This is a genomic window from Rossellomorea aquimaris (assembly GCF_020172085.1).
In the GTDB taxonomy this organism is placed as follows: Bacteria; Bacillota; Bacilli; order Bacillales; family Bacillaceae_B; genus Rossellomorea; species Rossellomorea aquimaris_E.
Genome location: NZ_JAIVAT010000007.1, coordinates 415,172 through 431,732 on the forward strand (window position 1 = coordinate 415,172; position 16,561 = coordinate 431,732).

At 43.7% G+C, this 16,561-nt stretch carries 23 protein-coding genes; 20 read left to right on the forward strand and 3 right to left on the reverse strand.

Going from position 1 to position 16,561, the window contains the following annotated elements:
- The first annotated feature begins 173 nt into the window (after positions 1–173).
- The 11 genes from LCL96_RS14635 (at position 174) to LCL96_RS14685 (ending at position 7,403) form a co-directional block, all read left to right on the forward strand.
- Positions 174–1,736, forward strand: coding sequence for a phosphodiester glycosidase family protein (locus LCL96_RS14635; protein ID WP_224942205.1), 1,563 nt, complete (start codon positions 174–176; stop codon positions 1,734–1,736).
- Between the two features lie 168 nt (positions 1,737–1,904).
- A complete protein-coding gene (locus LCL96_RS14640; protein ID WP_224942206.1) occupies positions 1,905–2,693 on the forward strand; it encodes a class I SAM-dependent methyltransferase in 789 nt (262 codons plus the stop codon).
- A 34-nt stretch (positions 2,694–2,727) separates the two neighbouring features.
- Positions 2,728–3,312, forward strand: coding sequence for a GNAT family N-acetyltransferase (locus tag LCL96_RS14645; protein WP_224942207.1), 585 nt, complete (start codon positions 2,728–2,730; stop codon positions 3,310–3,312).
- Entirely contained in the window at positions 3,309–3,926 is a 618-nt protein-coding gene (locus LCL96_RS14650) for an NUDIX hydrolase (protein WP_224942208.1), read from the forward strand. Before LCL96_RS14645 ends, LCL96_RS14650 begins: the two co-directional genes overlap by 4 nt.
- Positions 3,927–3,955: 29 nt before the next feature.
- Positions 3,956–4,147: a DUF4083 domain-containing protein gene (locus LCL96_RS14655; protein WP_224942209.1), complete on the forward strand. Its 192-nt coding sequence runs from the start codon at positions 3,956–3,958 to the stop codon at positions 4,145–4,147.
- Positions 4,148–4,160: 13 nt separating this feature from the next.
- On the forward strand, positions 4,161–4,448 hold the full coding sequence (locus tag LCL96_RS14660; RefSeq protein ID WP_224942210.1) for a TIGR04104 family putative zinc finger protein: 288 nt from the start codon (positions 4,161–4,163) through the stop codon (positions 4,446–4,448).
- Between the two features lie 43 nt (positions 4,449–4,491).
- Positions 4,492–4,818: a hypothetical protein gene (locus LCL96_RS14665; RefSeq protein WP_224942211.1), complete on the forward strand. Its 327-nt coding sequence runs from the start codon at positions 4,492–4,494 to the stop codon at positions 4,816–4,818.
- A gap of 80 nt (positions 4,819–4,898) precedes the next feature.
- The gene (locus tag LCL96_RS14670) at positions 4,899–5,435 is read left to right on the forward strand and encodes a GNAT family N-acetyltransferase (RefSeq protein WP_224942212.1); all 537 of its coding nucleotides are present in this window, start codon (positions 4,899–4,901) and stop codon (positions 5,433–5,435) included.
- 124 nt (positions 5,436–5,559) lie between these two features.
- Entirely contained in the window at positions 5,560–6,078 is a 519-nt protein-coding gene (locus tag LCL96_RS14675; protein ID WP_224942214.1) for a DUF1572 family protein, read from the forward strand.
- Positions 6,075–7,082 (forward strand): phosphotransferase, encoded by a 1,008-nt coding sequence (locus tag LCL96_RS14680; RefSeq protein ID WP_224942216.1) that lies wholly within the window; start codon positions 6,075–6,077, stop codon positions 7,080–7,082. Before LCL96_RS14675 ends, LCL96_RS14680 begins: the two co-directional genes overlap by 4 nt.
- Positions 7,083–7,100: 18 nt before the next feature.
- Positions 7,101–7,403, forward strand: a complete 303-nt coding sequence (locus tag LCL96_RS14685) for a hypothetical protein (RefSeq protein ID WP_224942218.1) — start codon at positions 7,101–7,103, stop codon at positions 7,401–7,403.
- A gap of 15 nt (positions 7,404–7,418) precedes the next feature.
- On the opposite strand, the gene LCL96_RS14690 is transcribed toward LCL96_RS14685, so the two are convergent.
- Together LCL96_RS14690 and LCL96_RS14695 are read right to left on the reverse strand one after the other, a co-directional pair.
- A complete protein-coding gene (locus tag LCL96_RS14690) occupies positions 7,419–7,976 on the reverse strand; it encodes a GNAT family N-acetyltransferase (protein ID WP_224942220.1) in 558 nt (185 codons plus the stop codon).
- Positions 7,977–8,056: 80 nt separating this feature from the next.
- Positions 8,057–8,482, reverse strand: coding sequence for a YybH family protein (locus tag LCL96_RS14695; protein ID WP_224942222.1), 426 nt, complete (start codon positions 8,480–8,482; stop codon positions 8,057–8,059).
- Positions 8,483–8,855: 373 nt separating this feature from the next.
- On the opposite strand from LCL96_RS14695, the gene LCL96_RS14700 reads away from it, so the two are divergent.
- Positions 8,856–9,227 carry a VOC family protein gene (locus LCL96_RS14700; RefSeq protein WP_224942224.1) on the forward strand — a complete coding sequence of 124 codons (372 nt, stop codon included), beginning with the start codon at positions 8,856–8,858 and terminating at the stop codon, positions 9,225–9,227.
- 39 nt (positions 9,228–9,266) lie between these two features.
- On the opposite strand, the gene LCL96_RS14705 is transcribed toward LCL96_RS14700, so the two are convergent.
- Positions 9,267–9,743 (reverse strand): GNAT family N-acetyltransferase, encoded by a 477-nt coding sequence (locus LCL96_RS14705; protein ID WP_224942226.1) that lies wholly within the window; start codon positions 9,741–9,743, stop codon positions 9,267–9,269.
- A gap of 142 nt (positions 9,744–9,885) precedes the next feature.
- On the opposite strand from LCL96_RS14705, the gene LCL96_RS14710 reads away from it, so the two are divergent.
- The 8 genes from LCL96_RS14710 (at position 9,886) to LCL96_RS14745 (ending at position 16,522) form a co-directional block, all read left to right on the forward strand.
- The gene (locus LCL96_RS14710) at positions 9,886–11,643 is read left to right on the forward strand and encodes a M3 family oligoendopeptidase (protein ID WP_224942228.1); all 1,758 of its coding nucleotides are present in this window, start codon (positions 9,886–9,888) and stop codon (positions 11,641–11,643) included.
- Between the two features lie 43 nt (positions 11,644–11,686).
- Complete coding sequence (locus tag LCL96_RS14715) at positions 11,687–12,319, forward strand: uridine kinase (RefSeq protein ID WP_224942230.1); 633 nt, start codon at positions 11,687–11,689, stop codon at positions 12,317–12,319.
- A gap of 132 nt (positions 12,320–12,451) precedes the next feature.
- Positions 12,452–12,847 carry a hypothetical protein gene (locus tag LCL96_RS14720; RefSeq protein WP_224942232.1) on the forward strand — a complete coding sequence of 132 codons (396 nt, stop codon included), beginning with the start codon at positions 12,452–12,454 and terminating at the stop codon, positions 12,845–12,847.
- 15 nt (positions 12,848–12,862) lie between these two features.
- Positions 12,863–13,099: a hypothetical protein gene (locus LCL96_RS14725; protein ID WP_224942234.1), complete on the forward strand. Its 237-nt coding sequence runs from the start codon at positions 12,863–12,865 to the stop codon at positions 13,097–13,099.
- A gap of 58 nt (positions 13,100–13,157) precedes the next feature.
- Positions 13,158–13,577 carry an NUDIX hydrolase gene (locus tag LCL96_RS14730; protein WP_224942236.1) on the forward strand — a complete coding sequence of 140 codons (420 nt, stop codon included), beginning with the start codon at positions 13,158–13,160 and terminating at the stop codon, positions 13,575–13,577.
- Positions 13,578–13,660: 83 nt separating this feature from the next.
- Positions 13,661–13,975 (forward strand): hypothetical protein, encoded by a 315-nt coding sequence (locus tag LCL96_RS14735; RefSeq protein WP_224942238.1) that lies wholly within the window; start codon positions 13,661–13,663, stop codon positions 13,973–13,975.
- 30 nt (positions 13,976–14,005) lie between these two features.
- Positions 14,006–14,581: a GNAT family N-acetyltransferase gene (locus LCL96_RS14740; RefSeq protein WP_224942240.1), complete on the forward strand. Its 576-nt coding sequence runs from the start codon at positions 14,006–14,008 to the stop codon at positions 14,579–14,581.
- Between the two features lie 3 nt (positions 14,582–14,584).
- A complete protein-coding gene (locus tag LCL96_RS14745) occupies positions 14,585–16,522 on the forward strand; it encodes a DUF2207 domain-containing protein (RefSeq protein ID WP_224942242.1) in 1,938 nt (645 codons plus the stop codon).
- The last annotated feature ends 39 nt before the right edge of the window (positions 16,523–16,561 follow it).

Genomic DNA, 16,561 nt, shown 5'->3' on the forward strand with positions numbered 1-16,561 from the left:
ACCTTTCTTTTTTTTAGATTGGCTTTAGGGGTGATCATTTTATCCAAACCCGTACGATAAAGTAAATAAAATCTCATGGAAATTCACCAACTCTTTATACTACTGTAACGTTCTATTTTCAATTTGCTACTACTATGAAGGTGCATTAAAAATTTGTTTGGAGGTTTTACATTATGCACCGCTCTTTCTTAAAAACGGCCATTGTATCTGCGTTATCCCTTTCTACTATTCTGACAGTGGGTTGGCAGGGACAAGATGCCGGGGCTGCGAATTCTCAGGAGCTTTCAATCGGTAAGAATCATTTACCTGAAACGCGAAACACACAGCAATTAGCCAAAGGAGTGACATATACAGATATTACTAGAGGGTACGTTTCAGACAAATCGTATTTTACGGTAGATGTCGCGTTCTTTGATACAAAGGAAGAAGCCGATTCTCTTATCCAAGACCTGAAGAAAAAAGGATACAAAGCAAAGCTTCATAAAGTAGAGAATAAATACTCCCAACATACAGATGTCGAGGACAAAACCATTGGATATGTGGTTCGTACCGGGGAATTCAAAGAAGAAAATTCAGCGAATGATGTGGCTGATCAGCTGAAAACTCAAGGCTTTGAGAAGGCTAGAGCCACTTATTCGGAATATGATGGAACAACGAAAACAACGGGCCCATGGAAAATCGATGTTCTTGAAATTGATCCTCATGAATTTCAGGGTGAGCTGACCAATACATTAGCTAATGATTCAATTACAGGTCGCGAAACCGTGTCATCCATGTCGGGTCGGAGTGAAGCGTTAGCCGGCTTGAATGGAGGCTACTTCGTCGTAGGATCCGAGGATGGAATTCCTGGTGATCCGGCGGGGGTTTCGGTCGTGAATGGCCAATTGGTAAGCGAGGCAGTTGGAGATCGTACAAGTCTTCTTCTAACTAGTAACGAAGCAGAGATTGCCAATACCTCCACTTCATTGAAAGTCGAAACCGAAAGTGGCGAGAGCTCAGTGATTGATGGGATTAACCGGAAGCTGGGATTGATCCGCAGCTGCGGTGGGATCGATGACAAGGAAACCAATGAACCAAAGCATGATGTGACATGTACGGATCCAGATGAAATCATCGAGTACAACGCCTACTTTGGTGATGCAACACCTAAAGGAGGCGGCTTTGAAGTCGTGCTGGATGATGAGGGGAAAGTGGTGGACTCATACACTGAGCGTGGACATGCTATCCCTGAGAATGGAAGCGTGCTTTCAGCAACAGGTGCTCAGGCAGATTGGTTGAAGCAGAATGTCTCAGAAGGAGAGACGTTGTCAATCGCTAGAAACGTATTAGCCGATGGGAAGCAGGTTAAGGCTTCAACTGATTTAGATATCATCGGCGGGGCACCTCAACTACTTGAAGATGGAAAGATCGACATCCAGGCAAAAGAAGAAGGATTTGCATGGAGTCATGACTTCTATTATCATTTTGCACAATATCGTCATCCGAGATCTTTTGCAGGTGTAAAAGATAACGGGAATATTCTGTTGGTCACTGTAGAGGGCCGTAACCCTGAACAGAGCGTTGGTGTCAGCTTCTATGAAAGTGCTCAAATCCTACAATCTCTGGGGGCGGTTAAAGGAATGAATTTTGATGGCGGAGGTTCTTCCGCGATGGTGGTTCATGACCGACTGGTGAACCAACCATCAGACGCCACGGGTGAACGCCCTGTGTCAGACGGCATACTCGTATTACCATAACGGAAAGAACAACAATCAAAGCCCATTCACTTTAGTTCATCAGTGGATGGGCTTTTTATTTTTAAAGGGCTAACGCCAACAGTGTTCCTTGAAATAATCATTGTGATCACACTCTTTATTTGAAATAATTGGTATGGGATATACATAACATTTTTCTGGAGGAAACATATGAACAAGTATGGATCGGAATTATTTAAGGGAGCGGCAACCTATTATTCAAAATATAGACCCATCTATCCTTCTGCGTTAATCAGATTCCTGGTTGAAACATTCTCTTTAAATGGAGAGCAGCACCTCCTGGATCTCGGTTGCGGGACAGGACATCTGACCATACGTTTTTCAGATTGGTGTAAGGAGATCGTCGGGATCGATCTTGAACCGGAAATGATAGAAGAAGCGAAACGTCTCCATGATGAAATAAGGATCGGTCAGATTCAATGGTTCAATGGAAGGTTAGAAGAATATAAACACACGGATCAATATCATCTCGTGATGATTGCCAAAGCGTTTCACTGGATGGACAGGCGGGAGGTGTTGGATGAATTATATGAAATCGTTTCTCCAGGTGGAGGGGTAGCGATCATTGACAATTATGAACCTGATAAGTTACTAACTCCTTGGCAAGAAAGATTTAATGATGTGGTTGAAAAATGGTACGGAAATGAACGGAAAGCCGGGAACTCTACCTATACACACCCTGTCGCCAGTCACGAAGACATCATTTCACAATCTAAATTCCACCTGGAATCCCACACACTGCCTACATATGAAATCACCTGGACAATAGAGTCGCTACTGGGGAACCTTTACTCAACTTCATATGGTTCGAAACGTTTCCTTGGTACGAATGTACCGTTATTTGAGCGCGAAGTGAGAGAGGCGATGCTCGAACTGAGTGAATCGGGAGTATTTAAAGAAGAGGCGACATTGTCGGTGAAGATAGGGAGAAAAAAGTGATTCATACTGAACAGATGGAAAGGGTTAACATTCTATGAAATTAGAAGAACTTTTTACAATTGATTGCGGAGACATCTACCTCCAGGAATTCACCATTAAAGATGCAAATGACATATACAGAATCTCCACCCAACCTAAAATAGCCCACTACCTGCCTGACTGGAAATCAACACTAGAACAAAGACTCGACTGGGTAACCCATTACGAAATGCCAGCGAATAAAGCATTCCTTCAGGCTGCTGCCAAAACAGGGGACATAGAGAATCATTTTTTAAAGATGGGGGTATTTCTCAAGGATACAGATGAGTTCATCGGCTGGTGCTGTACAGGAATAAAAGAAGAACTGCCTGAACCGAATCGGGAAATCATGTATGCCATTTCGGATGAACATCAAGGGAAGGGCTATGCAACGAAAGCCTCTTTGGGATTGATCCATTATTTGTTCACTCAAACAACTGTTGAAATCCTGAACGCGGTAGCTCTCATCGACAATTCTTCGTCTATGAAAGTCATTGAAAAATGTGGATTCACCTATCAGGGGCAAGTGACGATTGATCAAGAAAAGTACCATCATTACCGATTGTGCAAATCGGAATATGAAGGGAGTGCAGAGCGATGAGTGATAAATGGCTGGAATGGGCGAAGCGGATTCAGGCTCTGTCTCAATCGGGGTTGGCCTTTTCAAAGAGCGTTTACGATATTGAGAGATATGAAGAATTAAGGGCGATCAGTACAGAGATCATGCAGGAATATACGGGTCTCGAGATGAAGAAGATCCAGGATTTATTCACGAACGAAAAGGGCTATCAGACACCGAAAGTCGATGTGAGGGGTGTCGTGTTCAAGGATGATAAAATTCTGATGGTTAAAGAGAAAATCGATGACAAATGGGCTCTGCCAGGAGGCTTCTGTGACATTGGTCTGTCTCCGGGTGAAAACATCGTCAAGGAAATAAGAGAAGAGTCGGGATATGATGTGACCCCGGTCAAATTACTCGCACTGCTTGATCTGAATAAGCATCCACATCCCCCTCAGGCATACCACTACTACAAAATATTCATTCAATGCAGAATAACGGGTGGGGAAGCCAAAAGTGGTGTTGAAACGAAGGGAATCGGATTCTTTGAGGAAGAGCATTTGCCGGAGCTGTCGGTTGGACGAAATACAGAATCGCAGATTAAGATGATGTTTGAATTTTTGAGGGATCCTCAGAAGGAAACCGTGTTTGATTAAAAAAATAAAGATAAGTCGGTGAGATTCCAATGTATTTAGGTGATGTGATTTTTCAGATGTTAGTTATACTACTATTGCTGGTGGGAGCACTATCCTTCACTCTCTTCATTAGAAGAATTGTGGTAAACAGTAAAAGTAGTCATTATGCTTCTAATGAGATGAACAAGAAATTAGATAGAATCATAGACCTTTTGGAAAAACAGAATCAAAAAGAAGAGTGAGGGGGAATAACAGGTGGCGCGGTGTGTATATTGTAATGCAAAGATGTCATGGTTTTTAATTTTTAAGAAACTGTTTATCATCAAAGGACCTGACATTCAGTGCCCAGCCTGCCATAAAAGGCTTTATTTCACAAACCGTTCCAAAAAGTGGCTGGTGGGCATGACCATACTGATACCCCTTCTCTTTATTCTTTCATTCATGCTTGGATACATGCCTTTGTTTATGGTGATGATGTTGGGATATATGATCATACTGCCATGGTTTGTGACCGTAACGGATAAGGACGGGCCATTATTGTAATAAAACGATATCCTGAGCCTTTAGAAGGAAGTGGTGAGGAAGGTTGAAATCGTCCCGGTTCATATTGATATATACTTTCTTTGTTCTTATGAGCGGATGCTACCGACAGTTATCAATTGAGATGGTTGCCTTTAACCATTTAAGTCAGGAGGAGAAGACCAAAATCCCGGTCAGCCCCAAGGATTCTGATGTGGAGGAAGTTACGGTTGGTAAAGGTCTTGGCAAACATATAGGTGAGAAATGGATTGGGCGGTCTATTTATAAAGTTGCCTTTAATGGTACCGAAGATGAGTCTTTAGGTAGACTAGTTGTGTATATTGATAAGGATCAAAAGACGGTCATTGGAAAAGAATATGAACGGAAAGAATAGAGTGATAGATGATCGAAGTGAAAGAGATGGAATGTATAAGAAAGAAGGAGAGGTACAATGGATAGTGGAGTTGAATACCTATGAAAATAATTCCGAATACATGGGAGACAGAAAGGCTTTCAATACAGGACATTCGGCAAGAAGAAATAGATGATGCCCAATCTATCTATGAAAAGGGAAGCTACATCCATCAATGGGACGGGAGCAACCTGGATGAGGAATACATCAAACGCTGTTTTCTGGAAGGTGATCTGCCGCCTGGAGGAACGAAAGAACATTTTAAGATTCAAGTGGTCAGGATAAAGGAATCCGATGAATTAGTCGGGCTGCTAATCACCTATCACGGTTACCCTGCTCCGGAATCCTTTTACATCAATTATTTTACCATCGACCCTGACTATCACAAAAAAGGGTTGGGGCGGGAAATGGTGAAGGAATTGTTGGATATCGTGAAGCAGCACAATTTTAAGGAAGTGAGGGCAAATGTCGCGTTGAAGAACTGGGGAGCACTAAGGTTCTGGACAAAGCTTGGGATTGATAAGATTAATGGAATTTATGGTGATCCTGTGTATGAAGAAGATAGCTTTGCGGATATTGAGTTAATGAAGAGACTGTAAAATAGGCTGGGTATGATAGACGGCTCCGCTTATTTTTTTCTGCATATCATTCATTTTTAGGCTTATGGGTTTAGGTTGTAGTTTTAAGTTTTTGTTCTATTGCAGAGCAAAAGGAGGATTATTAGTGAGTACTATAGGTCAAGAATACCTTACAACAATTCAACAGCAATTCCATCATTTTAAAATACGCGCAGAACAAGCAATAGCCCAATTGTCTGAGGAAGATTTACATTGGACACCAGGTCGGGAATCAAATAGCGTAGCCATCATCATGCAACACCTAAGTGGGAATATGCATTCGCGTTGGATCGATTTTTTACATAGTGATGGTGAAAAGGACTTTCGTGATCGAGATTTGGAATTTATCCATCAGTTCAAAACGAAAGACGTCCTCTTGCAGGAATGGAATGATGGCTGGGAGTTGCTGTTCAAAACGATTAACTTTCTTGGAGAAGAAGATTTGCAAAGGACCGTAACATTAAGAGGTAAGCCGCTAAGTGTGATGAGCGCGATCCAAATAGAAGTGGCCCATGTGAGTTATCATGTTGGCCAGATACTGTATATTGGGAAGCAAATAAAGGACGAGGAGTGGATTGTATTGAGCATTCCAAAGAATCGTTCAAAGGGTGGGTGTCATTTGTGAGTGAAGGTAAAGGTATTCGACAGCACGCTTTAATCGAATTAAGCCACATCACTCAACTCGGCGATTGGATTACTGATCCGAAAAAAGTGTCGGGTGGCCTCTTACATACCATGTACGCTGTGGAAACGACGAAAGGAAAATATGCTGTAAAAGCATTGAATCCTTCGATCTTGAAGCGACCGGATGCCCTAGGTAACTACATCCGTTCAGAGCAAATCGCCCGCATGGCATCTGAAAATATACCGGCACTTCCCGCAGTAACGTACAACGGCGATGCCATTCAGAAAGTGGATGATGTGTGGTTTCTTGTGTTTGATTGGGTAGAAGGCAGAAGTATAAAGGCTGGTGAAATCGGCATGGATCATTGTGAAGTGATGGGGGCAATTCTGGCAGATATTCATCGTGCAGATTTCCAAGGGCTCGACTTAGAAAAAGAAGAGGAGGAGGTCCGTCCCTCGATTGATTGGCATTATTATCTTCAAAAAGGCCAGGATGTGAAAGAAGAGTGGTTGGAGGTTTTCAAGGGCAGTATCGAGAATCTGGAAGAGTGGGATGCTAGGGCCCGGAAAGCTGAGGCAAGGCTTGGATCCGACTCGGTGATCAGCCATCGGGATTTAGATCCGAAGAATGTGATGTGGGTAAAGGGGAAACCGATCCTGATTGATTGGGAGTCGGCGGGATACATCCATCCGATGCACGATCTGGTGGAGACAGCCCTATACTGGTCCGGAACGTCTGATCAAGACAAATTTTCAGCGTTTATCACTGGGTACCAAAGGAAACTCGGAGGTCTAAAGGCGAACTGGGAGGTTGTGTTGGCGAAAGGCTTCTCTGGAAAATTGCTGTGGCTGGAGTACAACCTAAAGCGATCATTGAGGATGGAATGTACGGATGAAGAAGAGCGGCGGTTGGGGACCATGCAAGTCATTGAAACGATCCAGGAGCTTGGGGAGTATGAAAACAGAATTCCGGTATTATGGAGATGGTTGAAGGAAGTTGAATAGAAGAATGGGGGTGAAGGAGTGAAACAGAAATCGTATGGCTATGCCTCACTGGGAATGGGACTGTTGATGTTACTTATGGTAGTGGTGAACTTCACCTCATTTGATGTGAATCAAGGCTCCTTTATCCAATCACATTGGGGTATATCAGAGCCGATCGGTACGTTGGTTGGTCTCTTTTGGGTTGTTTTCTTCTTAGGGGCAGCTTTACGCTTCATTTGGGATATTCCGCTAAAAAGAATCATGTTTATTTGTCTGCTTTCAGTAGTAGGGATATCGCTTCTGCCATTCATTCTCATTCTCTTACATGCAGGAGAACTATAACGGGAGATGACCCGATTAGATTTTCAAAGTCCAGATCAATTTCGCTTCATTCTCTACCAAAGAATCACCATATCCATGCTGATCAATCGTTTCTAGTACAAATCCCTTATCAGAGTAAAATTTACATGCAGGTGTATTTACGTTTTGGGTTTCAACCATCAGTGTGGTGTATTCCCGTTCCTTGGACCAAAGGATCACCGTTTCAAGCAGTTTCCCGCCAATTCCCTTCCCCCTCGTTTCGGGCTGAACACGTAAGTCCCATAAGGTTGCGGCACCTTTCTTGAACCCCTCCGTTTCTGGAGCCACTGCAGCCCCGCCAACATACATACCGTTTTCTAATGCTACGAACAATCCCCATTCGTCTAAATCAAACTGTTCTGTCCAAGTCAGTGGATGACAGTCTGGTAAGAGATCATAGTCCTTTACATAGGATGTACACGGTTTTTCGACCAACTGAAGTCCCCCAAGCCCGTCGTTAACGGGGCTTACTTGAAGTATGGTGGTCACTTCGTATGCAATAGAGATGGTCGCATAGTGCGGAATCTTTGAACTGTCAATCTGTTGAATATGCATATGATCCTCCCATTCTGGTACCCTCTAGAACAACAATGGAACTTAGCTCGTTCTATTGTGAGCTAAGATCCATCCGATTCTTATCTTAATCCGAACATCCCTTTGCCATCCTGCATATTGATCGGCAATGAAGAATGCTCGTGGACGATCAGCCATGTATCCTCCACCTTTTTCATGCAAAAGGTAAAACGGTTGGTGATCTGGCGAAGTTTTTCCCCATCCGATTCTTTATGTGCAGCGAATGTCACGGCACAGTGGGCAAAGGCGAGATCAGAAGTTTCCTCGATCATGACATCTTGAAAATCGACTTCCAGGATTTCTTCATCAGCCTTTAATCCGATGAACCATTCGGTCACATTCTCTTGCCATGCAGCAATTCCTTTACTCTCCCATTGTCCCCAGCAGTCATAGATTTGGACTTCTGAATCATAGATTGAGAGGAATCTCTCGATGTCCCTTTCTTGGATGCTGCTACTGTATAGGTCAAGCACATGTTGGACGTTCATTGTCTCATCTCCTTAGATTGTATCTTTAACTATTTCAAGTCATAGTAGAAGAATTCCTTCTTGATCATACAAAGGATATTTTCGGTTACGATCTGGTAACGATGGGGTTGTCTTATCGGTGAGCTTTATATTACCATGAAAGTATAAATTGGATTTGTTTTCCATCGTTGTTTGGAGTGGTTGAAAGGGCGTGAGTTTGCCTGTCTTTAATTGTACTAATAGTGACTCATTAACCATGATGTCAAACGGTGTTCTGACTCTTTTGGATGGAGATTATGTACGGAGAAGAACTTCTATTCTCTGGGTGTTCGAGGAGTTCAAAGTCATTCGTCTAAGAGCATTTCATATTGATGATGAAAGGAGAGCGGAATCAATGAAAAGTCCAATCTTGAATCAAATCAATACTGTATTTGTCCATGTCAGTAACTTGAAGGAATCCGTCCGGTGGTTTTCGGAATTATTGGGGCAGCCCTACGACCTGGAAGAGGTGCAGGATCCTGTATACAACCTGGCGATCAATCATTTTACGGGATTGACCTTGGATGCAGGACCTGAGGGAGTAAAAAAAGAGACTGGTCATAACCATCCACTCTTCAATTTTCACACTGAAAACATTGAGGAAGCCTATTCATATGTAGAACAGCTGAATTATGAGATCGTCTCTGAGATTACAAGGTTTGATGATTTTTCCTTCTTCGTCATTGGGGATCCCGATGGAAACCGGGTGATGATCTGCACAGGATAATGAAACAGGAATGCCCAGATAACGGGCATTCCTGTTTTTTTATATCTTCAGATGAAGAATATGCTGAGGTCCTTTAGGCCCTTCGTAGATTTCATCTTCATCTGTGAAACCTGTCTTGAGGTAGAGGCTGATGGCAGCTTGATTTCGTTTGTTCACGCCAAGGACCACTTCGTCCGTGTCGGGCAGGTGTTCCTTGATGAAGCTTGGTAATTGGTTAAGTCCGCTCTTGGCAATGCCTTGTCCCTGATGTCTTGCATCGATAGAGAACGAGGTTAGTAGTCTGGCTTTTGGATTAGAAGAGTATTTATGAAGCTTTTCTCCTTTTTCCAATGCGAAGTAACCGACGGGCTCTTCATTATGCAGGATGACAATATGGCTAGTGTCTTTCGAGATGGAAGGGTTATGGATTTTATCGAGTGGCATACTCGTGAACTGCAGCTGATCCGCCGGCAGGTGAAAGTCGCTAAGTTTGCGTTCAAATGATGGGTGATATTCTGCTAAAGTGATGTGTGACATATGTGTGATCCTCCGATTCAGTAGTATGAACAAATTATAGTTTATTTGGAATTTTAGGACAAATAAAAAGTTGGAAAAAAGTTCAAGGTGAGATAAAATAAGAACATACGTTTTGTTCGGAAGAGAATAGGGGGAGCTTACGATGATAAAAGAATATAATCCGGTATGGAATCTTGATAGCATTTTTGAAGGGGGAAGTGCATCACCTGAACTACAGGAACATATGAAATGGACAGAAGACAACATCTCTGAATTGAAAGAGCTTATGCAAAAGGTGACGCCGGGGCCGGAGCAACTAGCTGATGCTCTTGAAAGACTAAGGGTCATAAAGGTGTCGATTTCACAGGCAAGGTCCTTTTCAATCTGCCTTCTTTCGGTGAACCCAACAGACCAGGGGGCACAGTTTTATAGAGGAGAAACCACAACCTTTCAATCTACATATGAATCGATAATCAGTGAATTGAAAAGGAAATTAGCACGCATTGGAGAAGAAGAGTGGAAGAGCATGCTTGATTCCAAGAACTTAAAGGAGTATCGCTTTGTGCTCGAAGAATGGAGGACAGAGGCCGAGCGGGAGCCATCAAGGGAAGTATTGGACCTCATGACAGACGGCTACCATGCGTGGGGACAATTCTATCAATCTTTCATGAGCAGCATTAGAGTCAGGGTAAAAGGAGAGGAACTTTCCGTCGGCCAGGCCATCAACCTTCGATCCCATGCGGATGAGTCAGTCAGAAAGGAATCTCATGAGGCACTTGTAGAAAAGTGGACTGAGCTTGAGGGGCAGTTCGCACAGATCCTCAATCATCTGACAGGATTCAGGTTGAATATGTATAAGAGCATGGGCGTCGAGGATGTCCTGCAAATCCCACTCACTCAAAATCGGCTGAAGCCGAAAACGCTGAATGCGATGCTTTCGGTCATGGAGAAGTATAAAGAGCCATTTGCCGAGTATCTGAACGTGAAAGCCCGCATGAATGGCGATACGAAAATGAAGTCGTATCATTTCTGGTCCCCGATGAATCATGATCATCAAGGAATGGAATACGGAGAAGCCGCTTCGCTCATCGAGGAGCGATTTCGTGCCTTCGGTCCTGAAATGGGTCAATTTGCGGAGACGGCATTCCGGGAAGGCTGGGTCGAAGCGGAAAATCGTCCTGGAAAGTCTGCCGTGGCCATTTGTGCTGGATTCCCTTTGACGGGGGAATCGAGGGTGTTCATGACGTTCCCCGGCACATTTAAAGGCGTGTTGACCCTGGTGCATGAACTAGGTCATGCCTTTCATAACCATGCAATGAAATCGGTAAACGGCATGAACAAGTCCTATCCCATGAGCATGGCAGAAACAGCGTCGACCTTCGCGGAGATGGTCATCCTGGAAGCCGCCATGGACAAAGCGGAGACCGACGAAGAAAAGCTGTTCCTCCTGGATGAGAAATTAAAGAGAAGCGTCATGAACTTCATGAATCTGCACGCCAGATTCACCTTTGAGAAGAATGTGCACGAAGAACGGAGAAAAGGGTTCATCCCTGCTGCTCGTCTGAACGAACTGATGGAGTCTGCCTTAGAAGAGGGATATGCTGGTGCCCTTGATGAAGTTCCTGTTCATTCATGGATATGGACGCCCCATTTTTATAGAACAGATTCTCCTTTCTATAACTTTCCGTACACCTTTGGATATTTGCTGGCTCTCCACCTCTTCGCCCGGGCGAAGGAAACGGGGAAAGGCTTCGAGGAGCGGTACATGGATCTCCTGCGTGATTCGGGACGTATGTCGGCAGAAGATCTCGTCATGAAGCATTTAGGGGAAGACATTACGAACGAAGCTTTTTGGGAAAAAGGAATGGAGTTGTGTGTGAAGGATAGTGAGGAATTTGTGAGACTGGCGGGTTTCAAGTGAAAAATCAGCAAGACAATGAATAGTTGAAAGAAGGAGTAAATCCATGGAGAACATCTTACATACCATAGCCGATCGATTGACGAAACAAGAAGGAAGAATGGTGATCGGCATTTCAGGTCACGGTGCTTCAGGTAAAACAACGTTTGCCAAGAAATTGTTGACGCTGCTTGGAGAAGCCAACTATATCAATACCGATCCTTATATCGTGAGTTCTACAGTCAGAAAGCATTCCATCATTGAATATGATTATATGAATGAAGAACATCAATCCAAAATGACCGCATGTCATCCTGACGCCCACCATCTATTCGCCCTCGACCGGGACGTCAAGATGGTGAGGGACGGAATGGATTTCTACACCCTGGACGTCCCCTATGAACCGAGCAGACTTATCTCTTCTGAAAACAACCTGACGATTGTAGAAGGGATGTCGGTTGCGTTCAGCAAACCGGAGTTATATGATCTGAAGATTTACTTCTACACCGATGGGGAGACGGAGCTCATGAGAAGGGGCATCCGAGACGTGAACGAAAGAGGAATGAATGTAGACTATTTACGGAAAACCCATGACGAGCGGAGAATTCAATATGAAGAGTTTATGCATCCGAAGAGTGAGCTTTTTGATGTGGTGGTGAGGAATTCGGATGAGGGGTTTTGGGTGGAAAAGGGATTGTAGTCTATATCAAAGAGAAGTTTATCTTAGAAGGGTGAGCTTCTTTTAATGGAATTAGTGATTGAGTATAATGGGTTATTTTGACATAATTGGTAGTAGTGCGTTGTACTATAAAACAGTGAGGTGAAAGAAGGCATGAAAAGGCCGCTTGGTGTATCAATCATAGGATATTTTTATATTTTCGGTAGCATCGTTTTATTATTTACAGCTATTTTTTATCAAGGTGATGCAGACGCCATCAGCATTTCAGAACGGTTTGGAGTATCCATCCTGCCTGAACGGATGATGAGAATCATCCTGGCATTCTTTTCTTTGTTGATGGTTTATGGGTACATGAGATTGAAAAAATGGGGTTTCTGGTTATTGATCTCGTACTCTGCCCTTTTTGGTCTGATCAGTTCCATTTTAGCAACGAATCAACCCCAACAGCCATTTATAGGGAATGTTGTTTTTTCAGTGGTTGTCTTGATCTATACGATCTATGTGAAAAAGGCATTTTTCACGACTGCTGACAAAGCTCAGCCTATTTAAAAAAAGGGGGATTCTATGGAAGAAAAAAAGAGCAACAACATTCTGATCTTCGCTGGTTGGATTTCCATCCTGCTTGCTGTCATCTCTCCATCCATCCTGGTCGGTGTCATCGTCTTTTGCGTTGGACTTGTCCTGAAAAGGGACTACGGGGAGAAAAGGTACGGAATGTTTTTTATGGTTTTAAGTGTTGTGAGTGTAATACTAGGTTTTGGATTAGGGCCATTACTCATTTGGTACATGAATCACGGATAAAAACAGTGGGGGTTTATCTAGAAAGGTAAGCTCCTTTTTATATGAAGGGGGAAGTATTATGACACACCAAACATACACACCACCAAAACATATCGTTTCAGCTGCGACGATTGTCATAAATGATCAAGAGGAAATTCTATTAATCAAAGGACCAAGACGAGGATGGGAAATGCCTGGAGGTCAGGTTGAAGAAGGAGAGTCGTTGAAGGACGCGGCGATCAGGGAGACGAAAGAGGAATCAGGTATTGATGTTGAGATCGTAGCATTTTGCGGGGTATTTCAGAATGTGAAACGGTCGATTTGCAATACGCTGTTTCTTGCAAAGTCTGTTGGAGGGGAGCCGACGACTTCTTCGGAGAGCCTGGAGGTAGGCTTCTTTCCGATTGACGAGGCGCTTGAAATGGTGACCCATTTGAATTTCAGAGAACGGATTGAGCACTGTTTGAATGCGCAGCAGCCGTTTTATGTTGAATTTTAGGGGAGGGATAAGGTATTTGACAGAAAATTGAAACTTTTAAACGCCCCCATTCGTAAATATGAGAAATACGAGGGGGAATATATATGAAAAAATTCATCTCAAGAACATCATTAGTGACGGCTGTGACACTTGCAATTGCGATTTGGATAGGAAGCCTCCTGTTCGCCTTTTCGTACGGTGAGTGGAGCTTTTTTATAGGTCTTGGTATAACAGTGGTACTCTTCTTTTTTAACAGTAGCGGCGGGGCGTTATCTAAAAATGCCACTCTAAATGCGAGTCAAGCAGGGTGGAAGGTTCAGAAGGATAATGATCTGAAGGCGAATGTAGGGGCAGTGTTTTATGGGGTTCTTTTATTTACGAGTGTTAGTTTTGTTGTAATGATGGTGAGTTATTTTTAAGGGGAGTCTGTTTCAGATAGGAGGGACATCATGCTGGATTTTTGTGGAACCCCCACATTAGAAACCGATCGACTCATTCTTAGGAGGATGCGCCAAGACGATACGCAGATCGTATTTGATCGCTGGCTTTCAGACGAACGAATATCAGATCATCGTATCAGCCCTGCACACAAGAATGTTTTAGAAACAAAGATACGGGTTGAGAAGATTGTGAGTGGGTACGATTCTAAAAAGTTCTGTTACTGGGGTATAGAACTCAAAGATAGTCATGACCTCATTGGAGAGATTGATTTATATGACTTTGACCATGCTACTGGGAACTGTGAGGTCAGTTATTCCATTGGATACGATTGGTGGAATAAGGGGTATGGGACCGAAACGTTGAAAGCGGTCGTTGAGTTTGCTTTTATTCATATGAACCTTCACAAGTTGTCAGCCTCCCATAATACAGATAATCCGGCTTCGGGCAGAATCATGGAAAAGGTCGGGATGAAGCAGGAAGGAATCATACGGCATATGATTCGAAATGCGAAAGGTCAGTATAAAGACTGTGCAGTTTATGGGATGCTGCGGGAGGAGTATGTTGGTCGGAAAGGAGTGAGGTAGCACATGTTTAAGAAACTACTTATTGTCATTATTCTGCTCCTTTCCTATGGTCAAACAGCTTATGCTAAATCAAACAGTATCGATGAAGTCCAAATCCGGGCATGGATTCAGCCCAACGGAAATCTAATGATCAACGAAATGTTCACGTACACCTTTAATGGGAAGTTTAAGAGTGTCAGGAGGTCCATTCCTGAAGATCACCACGAGGGAGTTCAGTGGTTTAAAGCCTATGAACTGATCAATGATGAGGCGGAGCTTGGCTTCACCAAAGATGCGGATCTGCGTCCGCTTGATGTGAAACGGGAGGATGGTACGTATCGTTCACCATTTCCGGTGGAGGACACCAAGAAGACCATTTTTTACGCGTATGAGCTGAAAAATGTCGTGAAATCGTATAATACATACAGCGATCTGACGGTTCCTTTCTTCGGAACAGACAGCAATCATGACATCGATTTACATAACGTGACGATTGACTTTGTTTTCCCACAAAAAGTTGATCCTGCCGAGTATGAAGCTTTCTTACACGATCAAAAGGGGAATGTGGAAGAGGAGGGGCCAGAGGTCGTTCGCTTTACGACCCCTGTTTCTGACATGTATTCCTTAACGGAAACGCGGCTTTTCTTTCCCTCTTCCATCATGACCGAGCAGACAAAGACCGCTGCTTCGAAATCATTGGAAGAGGCCATTCAAGAAGAAGAAGACCGGATGGCACTCGTGGAGAAAAGAAAAACTCAAATGAATACTGTTAAAAAAGTACTTGGTGGGCTCGCACTCACTTTAGGCGGTACCTTATTCATCATGATACTGGGATTCCTGATAGGCAGAATAAGAGGAAGTGGCAGAACGAGGGATGTGTTGGAAGCGGATCCCCTTCTCTTGTACATGGTCCATAGGCGTGGGAAGTTCAGACACGGAGCGTTGATGGCCGGGTTGTACTCGTTGGTGGAAAGAGGGAAAGTGAAGGTTCATAAACAGAAAACGACCACCCGTTTTCTGAGTGATAGCTGGGCTCCGGATGAGACCTTGTTCTTCACACTGATCTCTGAAGACAAATCACTATCATCAATTGAAGCAAAGCTGGTGTCATGGATCTTTAAGAGAAAAGGAAAGAACGGATCGGCCGCATTTGCCATGACGGACCTTGCCGGGGCTACGAAGAGTGAGAAAGATCTCAGCCGCCATGTAAAGAAATATCATACAAAGGTCAAGGCTCACAAAGAGCAAGAGAAGGAATGGTTTGCTGAAGTATTAAAAGAAGCAAAGGAAGCCGGACTCCTGCATGACCGCTGGTTCCATTTTGTCACGAAGCTTGTGCCTCTTTCCGTTGTAATCGGGACCTTATGTGCTTATTATTTTGACATGCAATCGGCATTTGCTCTATGGATGTATGGAATCATAGGTAGTGGATCCCTTGCATTCCTATGGTGGAAGAAAGAAAAGAAGTGGCCGATTTTTATTTTTGGTGTCATAACCTTTTTTGCCATGGCTCAACTTCATAATGAAACAGCAGGCTCTTTCCTGCTTTTATGCCTATTTCTCACTACCATTCTTATGTTCACGGTCCCTCGCCATACGTTGTCGGGAGCGGCACTTGATGTAAAAGCGGGTATCCGCCGGTTCCGAAAACAGGTGAAACGAGAAGGGTTCCCCGCTGGGAATGAGGAGGAGATGGACATATGGATGATCCGGATCCTTCTTTTTGAACGGAAGAGGAAATTAAGACATATGACAGGTGAGTGGGTGGAGAACCATACCGTGTTACCAGCTGCACCACTTTCTGCTCTTATGATCTCAGATCAGAATCCCCATGAGTTCCTCACCAATTCATGGAAATGGAGCGGTCCACCTCCTGGTGAGTCCGGTTCGTTTATTGGAGGATATTCTGATGGAGGAGGCGGATTTGACGGAGGCGGCGGTGGAGGTGCCGGCGCGGATTGATCAAAGAGTGAAGTGAAGATGATCACGAAAGGGGAAAAT